The organism is Agrobacterium sp. DKPNP3 (assembly GCF_052686535.1).
The window spans coordinates 1-16,197 of record NZ_JBQYSN010000106.1 but is presented as its reverse complement, the minus strand read 5'-3'; the positions used below and the strand labels follow the sequence as shown (position 1 = coordinate 16,197).

General features: G+C 59.0%; 12 protein-coding genes, 1 tRNA gene and 1 pseudogene. 9 read left to right on the top strand and 5 right to left on the bottom strand.

Going from position 1 to position 16,197, the window contains the following annotated elements:
• Positions 1 to 277: pseudogene (locus ACUTJJ_RS21790) on the top strand (hypothetical protein); the annotation flags it as partial.
• Between the two features lie 100 nt (positions 278 to 377).
• Here ACUTJJ_RS21790 and ACUTJJ_RS21785 read toward each other — a convergent pair.
• On the bottom strand, positions 378 to 542 hold the full coding sequence (locus ACUTJJ_RS21785; protein ID WP_404494668.1) for a hypothetical protein: 165 nt from the start codon (positions 540 to 542) through the stop codon (positions 378 to 380).
• A 100-nt stretch (positions 543 to 642) separates the two neighbouring features.
• On the bottom strand, positions 643 to 2,040 hold the full coding sequence (locus tag ACUTJJ_RS21780; RefSeq protein WP_404494667.1) for a family 16 glycosylhydrolase: 1,398 nt from the start codon (positions 2,038 to 2,040) through the stop codon (positions 643 to 645).
• Positions 2,041 to 2,304: 264 nt separating this feature from the next.
• On the opposite strand from ACUTJJ_RS21780, the gene greA reads away from it, so the two are divergent.
• A complete protein-coding gene (gene greA / locus ACUTJJ_RS21775) occupies positions 2,305 to 2,787 on the top strand; it encodes a transcription elongation factor GreA (RefSeq protein WP_209091330.1) in 483 nt (160 codons plus the stop codon).
• Positions 2,788 to 2,832: 45 nt separating this feature from the next.
• Here greA and ACUTJJ_RS21770 read toward each other — a convergent pair whose 3' ends face one another.
• Positions 2,833 to 3,624 carry a metallophosphoesterase family protein gene (locus tag ACUTJJ_RS21770; RefSeq protein WP_404494666.1) on the bottom strand — a complete coding sequence of 264 codons (792 nt, stop codon included), beginning with the start codon at positions 3,622 to 3,624 and terminating at the stop codon, positions 2,833 to 2,835.
• A gap of 411 nt (positions 3,625 to 4,035) precedes the next feature.
• On the opposite strand from ACUTJJ_RS21770, the gene ACUTJJ_RS21765 reads away from it, so the two are divergent.
• Positions 4,036 to 4,593: an HNH endonuclease gene (locus tag ACUTJJ_RS21765; RefSeq protein WP_063946877.1), complete on the top strand. Its 558-nt coding sequence runs from the start codon at positions 4,036 to 4,038 to the stop codon at positions 4,591 to 4,593.
• 29 nt (positions 4,594 to 4,622) lie between these two features.
• Here the strand turns inward: ACUTJJ_RS21765 and ACUTJJ_RS21760 are convergent, their stop codons facing one another.
• Both ACUTJJ_RS21760 and ACUTJJ_RS21755 read right to left on the bottom strand, forming a co-directional pair.
• Positions 4,623 to 5,138, bottom strand: a complete 516-nt coding sequence (locus tag ACUTJJ_RS21760) for a disulfide bond formation protein B (protein WP_404494665.1) — start codon at positions 5,136 to 5,138, stop codon at positions 4,623 to 4,625.
• A 792-nt stretch (positions 5,139 to 5,930) separates the two neighbouring features.
• Positions 5,931 to 6,005: transfer RNA gene (locus ACUTJJ_RS21755), tRNA-Gly, on the bottom strand.
• A gap of 253 nt (positions 6,006 to 6,258) precedes the next feature.
• Here ACUTJJ_RS21755 and ACUTJJ_RS21750 point away from each other — a divergent pair.
• The 6 genes from ACUTJJ_RS21750 to pbpC all read left to right on the top strand — a co-directional run.
• Positions 6,259 to 6,768 (top strand): prolyl-tRNA synthetase associated domain-containing protein, encoded by a 510-nt coding sequence (locus tag ACUTJJ_RS21750; protein WP_063946879.1) that lies wholly within the window; start codon positions 6,259 to 6,261, stop codon positions 6,766 to 6,768.
• 53 nt (positions 6,769 to 6,821) lie between these two features.
• Positions 6,822 to 7,790, top strand: coding sequence for a thioredoxin (gene trxA, locus ACUTJJ_RS21745; protein ID WP_404494664.1), 969 nt, complete (start codon positions 6,822 to 6,824; stop codon positions 7,788 to 7,790).
• 68 nt (positions 7,791 to 7,858) lie between these two features.
• On the top strand, positions 7,859 to 8,530 hold the full coding sequence (locus ACUTJJ_RS21740; RefSeq protein WP_404494663.1) for an LON peptidase substrate-binding domain-containing protein: 672 nt from the start codon (positions 7,859 to 7,861) through the stop codon (positions 8,528 to 8,530).
• An 11-nt stretch (positions 8,531 to 8,541) separates the two neighbouring features.
• Complete coding sequence (locus ACUTJJ_RS21735; protein ID WP_063946882.1) at positions 8,542 to 8,730, top strand: Trm112 family protein; 189 nt, start codon at positions 8,542 to 8,544, stop codon at positions 8,728 to 8,730.
• Between the two features lie 118 nt (positions 8,731 to 8,848).
• Positions 8,849 to 14,305 (top strand): alpha-2-macroglobulin family protein, encoded by a 5,457-nt coding sequence (locus ACUTJJ_RS21730; protein WP_445543391.1) that lies wholly within the window; start codon positions 8,849 to 8,851, stop codon positions 14,303 to 14,305.
• On the top strand, positions 14,302 to 16,197 hold a 1,896-nt coding region (gene pbpC / locus ACUTJJ_RS21725), incomplete at its 3' end, for a penicillin-binding protein 1C (RefSeq protein WP_445543390.1). The genes ACUTJJ_RS21730 and pbpC, both read left to right, overlap by 4 nt.

Sequence of the window (16,197 nt, the reverse complement as noted above, 5' to 3'; positions counted from 1 at the left end):
GTTCGTGGCGGCGAGCGCCACGGCTGGCGAGGGCGCGCTTTCCGATGGGGCGAGCGCCAGGGATTTTCAGCCCCGAATTCCGCATCATGACCGGCTCCACCTTGTGGAAGAAGTGGTCAAGCAGACCCCGTCTGCTGGGCCCGAACTGGCGGCAAACACGAGAGAAATCCGCAATACGGTTATCGATGCCGATATCAGGCTCGCCAAATGGGGCTGGATCGTATTGGCAATCGCACATTGCGGACTCATCTATTTCATGGTCCACAATCTCGGCTAGGCATTTCGTGGTGTGGCATTTGGCTATGATCGAGATGCCATCGAAACCGCATCGGCATAGCAGGCCATTCGAAAGTAAGGGGTGACACCCACCAATATCGTCATACGTCTTCAGAAGTCGCAGGAACGGTGAAGGCTGCGAGGCACGCAATGATGTGGCTGTGAGCGACTTCAGTCACGCTTACCTTGAAGCCGCTTACCGCGGACTTGATGTCTGTCACCAGCTTCGAGCCGTGGCTGCGGTTGCCGGCCATCGCCACGTGCATGATTTCTTCGGCCGTACCGGGGTTTATGTCATCCGCCTTCTCCTCAGGAAAACGCTTCGCTGGGGGCTGGGAATCTGAATATGCCGCTCGGTTGGTTTTTTTACGCTGCCCAGTCCGAGAGCGAATAGGCTCTGATGTAATCGATCATCATCTGCGACCCGTCGCTGAAGTCGGTGTCCGACGGCGTTCCTGCCATTCCACCGACCGCAAGGTTGACGACCATGTACATGGGATCATGCATGTCGTCAGGGGTGTCCGTCTGTGCCACCGCCACATCGTCGAAGTACCACGTGATGTGTTCGGCATCCCACAGGACGCCGTAAGTGTGAAAGCCCTCTGTGCTCGGCACGCTGACGTTGTTGATGACCGAGGTTGGCTCGCCGGCGGCGTTGGAGTGGGTGGACATGATGAGGGTATTGGCGTTCTGCCCGCGCATTTCGATGACATCGAGTTCCGGGGGCCAGGATCCATTCGTCGGCAGAAGCCAGAAGGCCGGCCAGGCGCCCCGGTCGGTTGGCATATCGGCGCGGATTTCAAAGTAGCCGTAGGTCTGGCTGAACGACGAATAAGTGTTCAGCATGCCCGAAGTGTAATCGTAACCTTCGACTTCATCGGCGATCGATTGTGCGGTTTTTTCGGCATGTATGGTGAGGATACCGTTTTCGACGCTGAAGGGGTTCACTGCCGACGTTCCGGCATAGCCGGGGTTGACGTACCATTGTGCCTCGCCATTCGTCGTCAGCGAGCTTCCTTTTTCAGGCGCCCACCAATATTTTGCGTCCCAGTTGCCCTGGCCGCCGCTACGCAACGATAGCGAATCGAATTCATCGGCGAAAGTCTGGCTGAGCGCCGATCGGTCGAGGCTGAGTTCGAACTGGTCGGCGTGAAGGTCGTTGATGGTCGTTCCTGCGAGAACAACAGCCTCACCATTCGAAAAATTGAGCCAGAGGTTATCACCCTGCTGGGTGGCGCTGGCGACCAGCTGGTCGAACGATGTGACGCCGTAGCCATTGAGACGGATCGTGTCATTGGCGCTGAAATCCAAGATAAGATCGGTTCCGTTGCCGCTCGTGAAAACAAAGGTATCGGCTCCGCCACCCCCGATTAGCACGTCGTTTCCCGCCCCGCCGTCGATCGTCTGGCTGCCCGATCCGCCGGTGATGATATTGTCGAGCGCATTGCCGAAAGCGTATCGCCCATCGCCCGTCACCCGCAGGTTTTCAAAATGTTCAGGCAGGGTATAGCTCATCCAGGTATCGATGGTGTCGACGCCCTCTCCGGCATTTTCGATCGCGCGGTTGATGCCGGAGTAGAGATAATAGATATCGTCTCCAGTCCCCCCTGCCATGGTCACATTGACGGCGCTGTCGCCCCACATGGAATCATTGCCGGCAGTCCCGTTGAGCAGCGGACCGGAGCCGGTTGCGGAAAAAAATCCAGTTGAGCTGCCGCTGTAATAGAGTGTGTCGCCAAGCGCATTCACGACTGTCCGGGCCATGACCAATCTCCTGTCCGTTCGTGTGTGTCCTCGCTCCTCCTGATGCACACCCTAACAGGGTAAAAAGCCTGCTGTTAGGCTAAGATATAAGGGGTATATTCCGCTGTGGTTGCAAGGAATGCCCACAGGTGAGCGTTGTCATCAACCGGTTTCACCTGTTAAATGTTGGGTTTGAACAAACGCCGCTTGATATTGTTAGGAACCGAAAGCCATGGCGGATCTGGCCGGGAGCAGGCGTGATATCGTGAAAACGGAGTGTCTGGATTGAGCGTAGCCTTTACCAAGGAAGACAGCGCGGAGACCGCTGCCGAAACCGTTTTGCCGGACCGACCAATCTCGCCGCACCCCAATCTGGTGACGCGGGCCGGGCTGAAGGCGCTGGAGGAGGAGTTGCGGCTTGCGCGTGAGGCCTGTGAAGCCGCCAATGCCACTGACGACGTCAATGAAAGACGGCGCCTTCTGGCGAGCCCGTTGCGTGATCTGCGATACCTGTCTGAACGCCTTCGCACTGCGCAGCTGATGCCCGACCCGCCGTCAAACGGGATCGTTGCCTTCGGTAGCCTTGTGACATTCAGCCGCGATGACGGGCGAACGCAGAGGTTTCGTATCGTCGGAGAAGACGAGGCGGATCCCGCTGCGGGGACCATGTCCTACGTGTCACCTGTCGCAAGGGCGTTGACGGGTAAAACGGCCGGTGATGTCGTTATCGTGGCTGGCCGGGAGATCGAAATCCTCGCGGTCGAGTAACGGGTAATGCAGGACAGTGTCCAATAGGCGCTAGGCGCTGATCGCCTAGCCGATCAGGTGCAGACCTTGGTCAGACACTCTAAGAACCGTCAGCCTGCCCGTTTTGAAAGCATGCGTGTCGATACCGATGCGTTGCGGGCCGGCCTCAGGCTCAGTGACCGGCGTGTGGCCGTGGATGACAACGAGGTCCAGCCCTGCACCCTGCGACAGGAAGGGCTCCCTGATCCAGAGCATGTCTTCATCAGTCTGCGCCTCCAGCGGCACCGCCGGTCTGAAGCCCGCATGGACGAAGATATAGGAGCCTATCCGTGTATAGACCGGCAGGCTGGCCAGAAGCCGGCGGTGGGTCTGCGGGATGGCGCCCAACAGTGCATCCTTGAGCGGTTGTAGCCGAAGGCGGCCTTTTTGCATGAAGTGGCCGATGTCGATCCCATAGGACAAAAGCGTTTCTCGGCCACCGAGGTCGAGCCACTTCAAATTCTCCTGCGGATTATCGAGGAAGTCGTGGAAAAGCTGCTCGTGGTTGCCGCAAAGTGCGATGCGGCGAAGCGGCGCTGGTGGCGGTTGCAGCAAGTGTTCCAGAACGCCCCGTGAATCGCGTCCGCGGTCGACATAGTCGCCAAGGAGAACCATCAGCGCCGGGGAGGGGGCGGGCCCCATATCGGTAAGGATCCTTCGTTCCGCCTGCAACAGGAGGTCGAGACTGCCATGGATGTCACCGATCGCATAGATCGGGAAGGAGATCGGCCTGTCGCCAAGATCAATCCTGCGCCGCCTCCGGTCGTCGCGGAGGGCTGGTTGTTTACGGCCGCTTATCCAGTTCAGCACCTTGGGCATAGTTGCGGTTACTGTCTCCTCTTCACAAGGTCAAGAATTTTGGAGGGCGCTTCCGCTTCCGGCCAAAGGTCTTTCCGGCTGAAAAATAATGGATGATGTCGCCGCACATTTGCCATGGCGCCCTGGCATGAGAGTAGCCGTGTCCGTCGGCGATTATCCTATCACCGATCGTGCATCCGGTGCGAGAATGTTTTCTGCCTTGATCGGGCCGAAGCGCCTCCCGGCCGCGTCAGCGAGCGGCGTCATTTTCGCCACGCGGCGCCACTGTGCCGTCTGAGCGTCAGGGATGATAAAACGGTCTTTTCCGGGCTTGAAAATTAAGCTCTTTGCCGCTGCATTTATAGGCTTCACAATCCTGTAACAACGGACCTAATATACAAGTGCAGATGCCGAATCGCTCAGGAGAAGCCCTTGACGATTGCAGTTTCACCACAGGCCCTGCCGGCGCTCGTTTTGAACGCGGACTATAGGCCGCTGAGTTATTATCCCTTGTCGTTATGGTCCTGGCAGGACGCGATCAAGGCTGTCTTTCTAGACCGCGTGAACATCATTGCAGAATATGATCACGCGGTATCATCGCCCAGCTTTTCCATGCGGCTGCCGAGTGTGGTCAGCCTCAAGACCTACGTGCAGCCCACCCGCAATCCTGCCTTTACGCGCTTCAACGTCTTCCTTCGGGACAAGTTTGAGTGCCAGTATTGTGGTGCGCGGGACGACTTGACCTTCGATCATGTGATTCCCCGCGCGCATGGCGGTGAAACGACCTGGCACAACGTCGTTGCGGCGTGCTCTCCCTGCAATCTGAAAAAAGGCAGTAAGCTTCCCAAACAGGCGGGCATGTTCCCGTCGCAGAAGCCCTTCCAGCCCACGGTTCAGGATCTGCACAATAATGGGCGGCTCTTCCCGCCTAACTATCTGCACGAAAGCTGGATGGACTATCTTTACTGGGACACCGAGCTGCAGCCCTGATCCCTTCAGGACTGCACACGGTTTTCCGCCTAACGGCTTTTACGGCTCGCGCCATAAAAAGCGATCGCCGCGAGTGCGACACTTGCGATGACGTTCCAGCCAGCAAAGGAAAGGCCGAGCACGCGCAAGGCCGCGTCGTTGCAGGAAGGTGCCTTGATGGCGTTCAGATTGCCGAGGAGATCGCCGGCGTTGGTCGTGATGGAAGGCGCGCCGGTCGCGCAGGTGACGGGGCCCGCCCAGAAGCCCCATTCCACGCCGGCATGATAGACGCCGAGCCCCGCCCCAATCAGCATCGTCACGCCGATAAGCGCCAGAAGCAGCCGGGTAATCTGAACCGGTAACTTGAAAACGCTGGTCGCAATCGCGAGTATGCCGAGCGGAATGGCGTAATAATAGGGATCCCGCTGCAACAGGCAGAGCGCGCAGGGTGTGTAACCGCCGATATGCTGAAAGCCGAGGGCGGAGCCCACGGTGAAAATCATTCCCGCCGTAACACCAAGAGCAGCAAGCGTGCGGCTATTGTCGGCGGTGGTCGCGTTGGCCATGTTGTTGTTCCTCGAACTTCATGAAGAAGCAGATTTCCCGGATGGGTTTTCAAAAAGGCAGGCGTGATGGCGAAATTAAGTCGCCGTTCTCACGATATAGAGGGATTCGTCTAATCAAGTCCGCTTGATCTTGCAAATGAAAGTCCGGCAATGTTCAAGTGGGGATGAATTTGACCCGCGCGCGCGTTTCCGTGGGGTAGCCGAGTTCCATGCCCGCCTGTTGTGACGCCGTAGTCCATCGAAATGGAAAGGGACGCAGGTAGACTGGTTAACCCCAGGCCGCCGACGCATTGTCATCTTCCTCGCGTTTGGGGCAAGAGCCGGAAATCCAATTCGCTAAAGCGCGCTTGGCACCGGCCCAGAAAAAGGGAAACCCGCTCACTGCAAAACTGCAACAAGCGGGTCTCAACCTTTACCCCCTCCCACAAGGGCGCCTGCACAAAAGCACATTGAATTAATTATGGCAAGATCAAGGCTGTGTATTGTTGCGCGGGCTGCTCCCATTGTCGAGCTATTGGAGAGCAGGAGCGCCGTGAGCTCTTCACGTGCCGATCCTCCCGGGGGCGGCAAGATGTTCACACAAAAAAATGCCCGCTCACGGCGGGCAATCGAGGGGAACTGAGGTTAGGAGCCTCGCGGAGATAACTGTTATGTTGGCCAGAAGTTCCGCCTGCCCAAGAATTTTTGAGATTTCAGTGGCGCGGTAAAGGACATTCCGGGAATGATGCGACATCATGCGCTAAGAAGATAGCACAATATAGAGCATGTACTGTCCAAGAGTTTAGGGAAATTTGGAGCGGGCGAAGGGATTTGAACCCTCGACCCCAACCTTGGCAAGGTTGTGCTCTACCCCTGAGCTACACCCGCTCAAATCCACCGGTCCGGGGTAGTTGGCTGAACCGTGGGCCACCAAGTGGCGACGGGCGCTATATCGCTCAATCGATTTTGGAATGCAACAGGGAAATGACAAAAACGCGAAAATTTCTCTCGTGAATGCGACAAGCGGCGGAAATGATTGATATTTTTTCATTCTGGCCAATATTCCTGCGTTGCCAATGGTGTGTTGCCGCCTTAATCAGAAAGGAGTGACAACATCATCGGCAGGGGCATGCGATAAACTATGGCGGAAAATTCTCAGAAAACTGCGAAGGAGCTGTTCGAGTTTCTGGACGGGCTCGGCATTTCCCACACCACCAGGAAGCATGAGCCTGTGTTTACTGTCGCGGAATCCCAGTCGTTGCGCGATCTCATTCCCGGCGGCCACACGAAGAACCTCTTCGTAAAAGACAAAAAGGATCAGTATTTCGTGCTGACCGTGGAGGAAAATGCGGCCGTCGATCTCAAAAGCGTTCACAAGGTCATTGGTGCGGCAAGCCGGGTTTCCTTCGGTCGGCCGGAAAAAATGCTCGAATATCTGGGGGTCGTGCCGGGATCGGTAACGGTTTTCGGCGCGATAAACGACACAGGCGGGCAGGTAACTTTCGTGCTCGACAGCGATCTACTGAAAAACGAGTTGGTCAACGGCCATCCCCTTTCCAATGACCAGACCACAACAATCGCGTCAAAGGATCTCATTCGCTTTCTTGAGGCGACCGGGCACACGCCGCTTGTCTTGAAAGTCAGCGAGTGAGATACGATCTTTGCTTCGAGCAAGACAGATGACAGAGTTTTCGGGAGGCCGGCATGAGCGGCGACAATAATCCTTACGGCGGTTCTTATGGCGGGCAGATGACCGCGAGTGTCCATCACAATGGCGAACTGAACGGCGCTTCCTCCGGCCACATCAAGGACACCACGACGGCTGGGTTTTCCAAGGACGTCATGGAAGAATCGCGCCGCCAGCCGGTTCTGGTGGATTTCTGGGCGCCCTGGTGTGGACCTTGCAAGCAACTGACGCCGACCCTCGAAAAGGTGGTCAATGAGGCTAACGGTCGTGTTAAGCTTGTGAAGCTGAACATTGACGATCATCCGTCCATTCCCGGCCAGCTGGGTATTCAATCCATTCCCGCGATCGTTGCTTTTGTCGATGGTCGGCCGGTAGATGGCTTCATGGGTGCGGTACCGGAAAGCCAGATCAAGCAGTTTATCGACAAGCTTGCCGGTCCGGATGCGGGTGATCCGAAGGCTGAAATCGAGGCGGCTCTGACCGAGGCGAAGCAGCTTCTCGCCGATGGTGATTTCAATGGCGCCGCACAGATCTTCGGTGCCGTCATGCAGGCCGACCCGGAAAACCCCGCAGCGATCGCCGGTATCGCCGAATGCATGATCGCCGCCGGGCAATATGAGCGGGCGAGCGAGCTGCTTTCTTCTCTTCCCGCCGAACTCAATGATGATGCCGCCATTCAGCTCGTTTCTAAAAAGATATCGCAATATGAGGAGGCTCGTAAAATTGGCGATCCGGTCGCGCTCGAACGTGATCTCGCGCAAAATCCCGATGATCACGAGGCGCGCGTGAAACTTGCCAAGGTCCTGAACGCACAGGGACGGCGTGATGAGGCGGCCGACCATCTGCTTTACGTCATGCGCAAGGACCGCACCTTCGATGATGACGGCGCGCGCCGCCAGCTCCTGGAGTTTTTCGAGGCCTGGGGCTTCAAGGATCCCGCAACGGTTGCAGGCCGCAGGAAGCTTTCGGCGATACTGTTTTCGTAAAACGGACGTATCCCGGACGTGGCGGCTCTGCCGCAGTCCGGGCAGCAGTGAACAGGGGGCTTGATCCCATGCATGTCGGAAATGCGAGATATGTGAAGAACGATGACTTGCCCGAGACCGTGCCGGTCTTTCCGCTGCCCGGCGCACTGCTGCTGCCGGAGGGCCATCTTCCGCTCAATATTTTTGAGCCGCGCTATCTTGCCATGATCGACACGGCCCTTGCGACCCACCGCCTCATAGGCATGGTGCAGCCGGCGCTGCACGTTATCGAGTCGGGACTTGAGGGTGGGCCGCTGAGCGCGGTCGGTTGCCTCGGTCGCATCACGTCATTTTCTGAAACAGGTGATGGCCGTTATATCATCTCGCTGACGGGTGTATGCCGCTTCCGTCTTTTGGAAGAAATGCCATCGGCTGAGCCCTATCGCAGCTTCCGGCAGGCGCCTTTCATCGCCGATCTTTCGGGTGAATATGACGAGGAGGCTGTCGACCGGGAGAATCTGCTGCGGGTTTTCCGCGCGTTCCTCGATGCCAATCAGCTGGAGGCAGACTGGGAGAGCGTTGAGCGGGCGGGAAACCGCGTCCTTGTCAATTCGCTTTCCATGATGTCTCCGTTCGGACCGGCCGAAAAACAAGCCCTTCTGGAAGCGCCCGATCTTAAGACACGCGCCGAAACGCTGATTGCCATTACCGAGATTGTCCTTGCTCAGGGCTCTGGCGAGGGCGGAACGGTGCTGCAATAGGATCGGGTGCCATGGACGACCGGTTAAGCAATGTCGATCCGAAGCTTTTGGAACTTCTGGTGTGCCCTTTGACCAAGGGCCGTCTTTCCTATGATCGCGCTCGAAACGAACTCATCTCCGAAAGCGCAAGGCTTGCTTATCCGATCCGTGACGGGGTGCCGATCATGCTGATCTCGGAAGCGCGCAAAATCGAGGACTAGGGGCGCAAAGCTATGCGTCCGTGCGTATTGCCTGTCGCTAATTAACGAAGATGCGTTGACAACCATGCGTGGATTTGACCAGAGTTCCGCCCGACATATCTGATGCGGGAGGATATTGATGTCGTTGCGCGCGCTCGTCCGGATTTCGTTGGTTGCGGTCTCGACTGCCCTCATTTTTTCGCCAGTCACGGCAGCAGAACCTTCGCGGAAGGTGGTTACGACTCAGAATGGCGATTATTTCGGCTTCGATCTGCGAACCGAGCAGAACGTCTCGTTGGAGCAGTGCGGTGAGATTTGCGTGGGCGACGCGTCCTGCAAGGCCTTCACCTACAATCCAAAGGTGAAATGGTGCTTCCTCAAATCGGATTTCAATCAGCTGAACGCCTTCCCGGGCGCTGTCGCCGGCAAGATTGTCGAAGTGGCTACAGAGCCAGATATCGGCGCGCCGCAGCGCCTGTCATTCGTCACTGACAGCCTGCAGCAGGAAGCGCGCCGGCTAAAAGCGGGTCTTGCTGTCGATGAGGCTGAGGCGCAGCAGGGCGTGGAAACACTTGTCGAAACAGCACGGCAACAGGCTGCCGCTGGCAATATTCCGGATGCAGTCACCACTTATAAGCAGGCGCTCGCCATCACACCTGATGACGGCGCACTTTGGGCGGAGCTTTCCGAAAAGGCCGCGCAAGTCACCGACAATTATTCTATTGCCGGACAGGCCGCTTCCGCCGCCATCAATGCGTATCAACTGAGCCGCACGGTGGGGGCCCGCACTGAAGCCTTGAATAGGCTGGCGAAGGCTTTTGAAAGAACCCAGAATTATCGCGCGGCGCTCAATGCCTATAAGGAGAGCCTTGCGCTCACGGATAATGCGCAGATAAAGGCGGCCTATGCCGACCTGCGCACGCGTCAGGGTTTCCGCGTCATCAACAACACGGTGGATACGGATAGCGTAAGCCCGCGGGCCTGCGTCCAGTTTTCCGAACCGCTGGTGAAGAACGGTGTCGATTATTCCTCCTTCATCACGCTGGACGGCGCCGCTCCCAAGGCCATCGAAGCGAAGGGCAGTGAGATCTGCGTCGAAGGCCTCACCCACGGCCAACGCTACAAGATCGCGTTGCGCGCCGGCCTGCCGTCCTCGGTGGAAGAGCCGCTGGAAAAGAAGGTTGATCTTGATATCTATGTGCGTGACCGGAGCGCCACTGTGCGGTTCACCGGGGAAAACTTCGTGCTGCCGGGTACGGCGCGCCGTGGGATTCCGATCGTTTCCGTTAATGCCGACAAGGCAGACCTGAAGCTCTACCGCGTTGGCGACCGCAACATCACAGCGCTTCTGACCAATTCTCAGTTTTTGACACAAATGGACGGTTACAACGCCGACCGTATTGAAAATGAGATTGGCGAACTCGTCTGGCAGGGCTCGATCGATATCCAGCCCGACCTCAACAAGGATGTGGTGACGAGCTTCCCGGTGGATGAAGCCCTGCCGGAGCGCAAACCCGGCATCTATGTACTGACCGCCGTTCCGCCTGGCACGGCGCCGGAAACATGGGATTCCCGCGCCACGCAATGGTTCCTGGTGTCCGATACCGGCATCACCACCTATGCCGGAACCGACGGTTTGAACGTGTTCGTGCGCGCACTCGGCAGCGCCAAGCCGCTTGCCGACGTGGATTTGCAGTTGCTTGCCAAAAACAACGAAGTGTTGGGTACCGCGAAGACCGATGCGGATGGCCGCGCCGTCTTTTCTGCCGGCCTGATGCGCGGCACGGCGGCCCAGGCGCCCGCTATCTTGACGGCGCGCAACGGCGATAAGGACTACGTGTTCCTTGATATGACCCGCGCCGGCTTCGATCTTTCGGATCGCGGCGTGACGGGACGTGCAGCACCCGGTGCCATCGACGTTTTCAGTTGGACGGAACGCGGTATCTACCGCGCCGGCGAGACCGTACATGCCGCAGCGCTTGCCCGTGATGTCGATGGCAAGGCAATCGAGGATCTACCACTCACTTTCATCTTCTCACGCCCTGACGGGGTGGAAGACCGCCGCTTCGTCAGCGATGGGAAGGCGCTTGGCGGTCATGCGGTCGATCTGCCGTTACAGGCAAATGCCATGCGCGGCACCTGGACATTGCGCATCCATACCGACCCGAAGACGGCTGCGATCAGCGAAAAGAGCTTCCTCGTTGATGATTTCGTGCCTGATCGCACCGAATTCGACCTTTCGAGCAAGGCAAAGGAGATCGATCCGGGCGCGGAAACGGCAATCGATGTCGATGGCCGCTATCTCTATGGCGCCCCGGCGGCCGGTCTGACGCTGGAAGGCGAGATCGCCATCAAGCCGACGCGCACCAGTGCCGATTTCGAGGGCTACTTCTTCGGTCTGGCGGATGAGGAGAGCGAAGAGGAAAACCGCACCACGCTTGCCGATCTGCCAGTGTTGGACGAAGAGGGCAAGGCGAGCTTTAACGTCGATCTGACCGATCTGCCCTCAACCACGCAGCTTCTTTCCGCCAATATCACTGTGCGCATGCAGGAGGCTGGCGGCCGTGCCGTCGAGCGTTCGCTGACGCTGCCTATCAAGTCGGAATCCTCTCTCATCGGCATCAAGCCGCAATTCTCAGGCGATCTCGCCCAGAATTCCGTCGGTCGTTTCCATATCATCGGCGTCAGCGCCGATGGTGAGAAACAGGCGATGAACGGTCTCACCTGGAAGCTCATCAAGGTCGAGCGGAACTATCAATGGTATCGTCAGGGCAACTCCTGGCGTTATGAACCGGTGGAATATACGAAGCAGCAGGAAACTGGCACCTTGTCCGTCGATGCCAGTGGCGGCGAGATTTCCGTTCCCGTCACCTGGGGCCGTTACCGGCTGGAAGTGGAAGGCGCGGGTAACGGCGCACCCGTTTCGAGCGTCGAATTCGATGCCGGTTTCTATGTGGAGGCAAGCTCGACGGAAACGCCGGATGCGCTGGAAATCGCTCTCGACAAACAGAGCTACAAGATCGGCGATACGGCGAAACTCAAGGTATCCTCACGTTTTGCCGGCGAGTTGATGATCACGTCCGGTTCCGAGAAGCTGATTTCCGTTCAGAACGCCGAGATTGGTGAGAATGGTGGCGAGATCGACATTCCGGTCACCGAGGAATGGGGGGCGGGCGCTTATGTGACGGCGACGCTGTTCCGGCCCGGCGATGCGCAGGAAAGCCGTATGCCGATGCGCGCCATCGGCATCAAGTGGCTTGCCGTCGATCCGGCCGAGCGCAAGCTTGCTGTCACGCTCGGCGCGCCGCAGAAGACGCTGCCGCGCCAGCAGCTTGAAATTCCGATCACCGTCGCCGGTGCTGGCGTCGGTGAGAAAGCCTATGCCATCGTTGCGGCCGTGGATGTCGGCATCCTGAACCTCACCCGCTATGAGCCGCCGAAGCCGGATGAATGGTATTTCGGCCAGCGTCGGCTGGGGCTTGAAATCCGCGACCTTTATGGCCGCCTGATCGACGGCTCGCTTGGCGCCACCGGCCGGCTGCGCACCGGTGGTGACGGGGCGCAGGCAGCCCTTCAGGGCAGCCCGCCCACCGAAAAGCTGGTGGCCTTCTTTGCCGGCCCGGTCGAACTTGACGCTAGCGGCAAGGCGACTGTCAGTTTCGATATTCCGCAGTTCAACGGCACAGCGCGCATCATGGCTGTGGCCTGGACGAAGACGGGTGTTGGCCATGCGGTCTCCGATACCATCATTCGCGATCCTGTCGTCGTGACCGCCAGCGCGCCGAAATTCCTCGCCCCCGGCGATGTCTCGCAATTGCGGCTCGATATCGCCAATACAGATGGCGAGGCCGGTGATTACCGACTGGATGTGACGAGCAATACGGCCTTGACGGTTGATCAGGGCGAGATGTCGCAGACATTGGCGCTTCAAAAAGGCGGCAAGTCGTCGCTCACCGTTCCGCTGACGGGTGAACAGCCCGGCAACGGTGCGATCACCATCAAGGTTTCCAATGCATCAGGCGTTTCGCTGGAGCAGGTGCTGAATGTTCCGGTCCGCCCGGCCGTTCTGCCGGTGACCACGCGACGCGAAATCAAGATCGCGCCGAACAGCAGCCTGACGATTAACGGTGATCTTCTGGCCGACAGCATGCTGCTCGGTTCCTCCGTCGCCATCAACGTCACGCGCTCGCCGGCCTTCGATATTCCGGCGCTGGTGATGATGCTGGATAAATATCCTTATGGCTGCGCCGAGCAGACGACAAGCCGCGCGTTGCCGCTGCTCTATGTCTCGGAACTGACGAAGGACAGCGGCATGGCCGAGGATCCCGATACCCGGAAGCGGGTGCAGGAGGCGATTTACCGCGTGCTGTCCTTCCAGTCGAGCTCCGGCAGTTTCGGCCTCTGGTCGCCAGGGTACGGCGATCTGTGGCTCGATGCCTATATCACCGACTTCCTGACAAGAGCGCGTGAGCAGAGTTACGATGTTCCCGAAGCGGCCATGGTGCAGGCGCTGAACAACCTGCAGAACGGTCTTTCCTATGACAGCAATGTCAAGGATCGCGGCAACGAGATCGCCTATTCGCTTTATGTGCTGGCGCGCAACCGCAAGGCGGCGATCAACGATCTGCGTTATTACGCCGATACGGCGCTTGCGGATTTCCCGACGCCGCTTGCCAAGGCGCAGGTTGCCGCTGCCCTTTCGCTTTATGGCGACCAGACCCGTTCGAAGAGTGTGTTCGGCGCTTCGCTCGATATGGCAAGCCGTGCAACCAATGTCAGCTTCGCCCGCGCCGATTATGGTTCTGCCCTGCGTGATGGTGCGGCAACGCTGGCGCTTGCGGCTGAAAGCCGTCCTGTTCCGGCCGTCGTGCCGCAGCTTGCAGGTGCCGTGGCCAAAGAGTGGGAAAAGAAGCCCTATACCAGCACCCAGGAACAGGCATGGATGCTGCTGGCCGCCCGCGCCGTCAAAGGCGAGGACAAGGATATCCGTCTGGATGTGAACGGCGATCTGCAGACCGGCGGTTTCGGTAAGCGGATGAGCGGCGATGAATTGCTGGCGGCTCCCTTGAAGATCGCCAATGCCTCGGCCGATCCGGTCACGGCTGTTGTCACCACCGTGGCGCCCCCGGCGCAGCCGCTTGCCGCCGGCGGCGAAGGCTTCACCATCACCCGCACCTATTATTCCATGGATGGTGAAGAGGTGAACCCGAGCGAGGTCACGCAGAACGAGCGTTATGTGGTGGTGCTCAACGTGGTGCCGCAAAATAACTGGCAGTCGCGTATTCTGGTGACCGATCTTTTGCCTTCCGGTTTCGAAATCGACAATCCGAGCCTCGTCAATTCGGCGGCGCTTTCGAATTTCGACTGGTTGCCGGAAACGGAAGCGGCGCATACCGAATTCCGCTACGACCGTTTCGTCGCGGCCTTTGATCGCTCGGCCGGCGACAGTTCGGAGATTGCTCTTGCTTATGTGGTTCGCGCCGTCACCCCCGGCACCTATGACCATCCGGCAGCCTCGGTTGAGGATATGTACCGGCCGCAATTCGCCGCCCGCACGGCAACCGGCCGCATGGAGGTGCGCTCGGCAACCCCATGAGGCGGAAAAAGGCTGTTATCGTCGGCATCGTTACGGCCGCGCTGCTTATCGGCGGCGCGGCCTTCGGCCTTGATGCGCTCGACAAGGCCTATCCGCCGCCGTTGCAGGCCGCAGGGCAGCGATCCTTCGAGGTGCTGGACCGCGACGGTAAACTGTTGCGCGCCTTCGCGACACCGGATGGCCGCTGGCGGTTGAGGACCACGGCCGGCGATGTCGATCCGCAATTCCTGCGAATGCTGGTCGCCTACGAAGACCAGCGCTTTTACGATCATCACGGCGTCGACCCCTGGGCATTGTTGCGCTCCGCCTGGCAACTGGCGAGCAACGGGCGGATCGTCTCCGGCGCCTCGACGCTGTCCATGCAGGTGGCGCGGCTGATCGAGCCGCGCGCCGACCGATCTTTTTCAGCGAAATTGCTGCAAGCCGCGCGCGCACTCCAGATCGAGAGAAGGCTTAATAAGGCCGAGATACTTGATCTCTATCTGAATATTGCCCCTTATGGCGGTAATCTTGAGGGGGTTAGAGCTGCAAGCCTCGCCTGGTTCGGCAAGGAGCCGACCCGGCTGGACACGGCGCAAGCGGCGCTTCTGGTAGCGCTACCGCAATTGCCGGAAAAACGCCGCCCGGACCGTTTTCCGGACGCGGCGAAACAGGCGCGCGAACGGGTCCTGCAACGGCTTGCTGTGGAGCGCGTGGTGGGAGAGGGAGAGGCGGAGCGAGCTTCAACCGCGGCAGTGCCTCTGAACCGGCAGGACTTGCCCGCCTTTGCGCCACATATGGCCGTCGCCGCCCGCGCCCGGTATCCAAATGCTGCCAATGTCCGTTCGACGCTCAATTTGACGATTCAGCGGGAGTTGGAAGCTGTTGCCCGGCATGCGGCCGAAAAAATCGGTGACAAGGTCTCTGTTGCCATCGTGATGGCGGATGCACAGACCGGCGATATTCTGGCAGAAGTTGGCTCCGCGGACTATCTCGATACGGCAAGACGCGGCTTCGTGGAGATGAGCCGCGCCATCCGCTCACCAGGTTCGACGCTCAAGCCCTTTATCTACGGGCTCGCCTTTGAAGACGGCCTTGTCGGACAGGAAACCATTATTGAAGATCGGCCTGCAGATTTTTCAGGTTACCGGCCACGCAATTTCGACATGCATTATCAAGGCGATGTCAGCATCCGCCAAGCGCTGCAACTGTCGCTCAACGTCCCGGCAGTCAAGCTTTTGGATGCGGTCAGCCCGGCTGCGATGATGGTCCGGTTCCGGCGGGCGGGTGTCAAGCTTGTGCTTCCCGTCAATGAAGCGCCGGGCCTTGCCATCGCACTCGGTGGCGCAGGGATTTCTCTGGTTGATCTGGTCCAGCTTTACGCCGGGCTCGCCGGTGGCGGGGAGCCGGTTCGTCTTGGAGACGGCATACGTTCCTCGCCTGAACGGATGGAGGGCGACCGGCTGTTTTCGGATGCCGCCATCTGGAATATCTCTGACACGCTCTCCGGCGTGTTGCCGCCGCTTGGGATGAAGCAGCGGGGCATCGGCTATAAGACCGGCACCAGCTATGGCTATCGCGATGCCTGGTCGGTGGGTTACGACGGGCGACATGTCATCGGTGTGTGGGTTGGCCGCGCCGATAATGGTTCCGTCCCCGGGATTGCCGGCTATGCGACGGCAGCGCCGATCCTGTTCGACGCTTTCGCGAAATCCGGCGTCGCCATCACGCCCATGCCTGCGGCGCCATCGGGCGTGGCGCGCCTTTCGGTGGCGGACCTTCCAGCCAACCAGCGCCGTTTCACGACCACGGCAAGCGGGTTGCTGTCGGCGTCAAGGCGAGAGAGCGCACCCCGCATCGTCTACCCGCCGGAAGGCGCGCGGGTGGAGCTTTCCAGTCAGTCTGGCATTTCG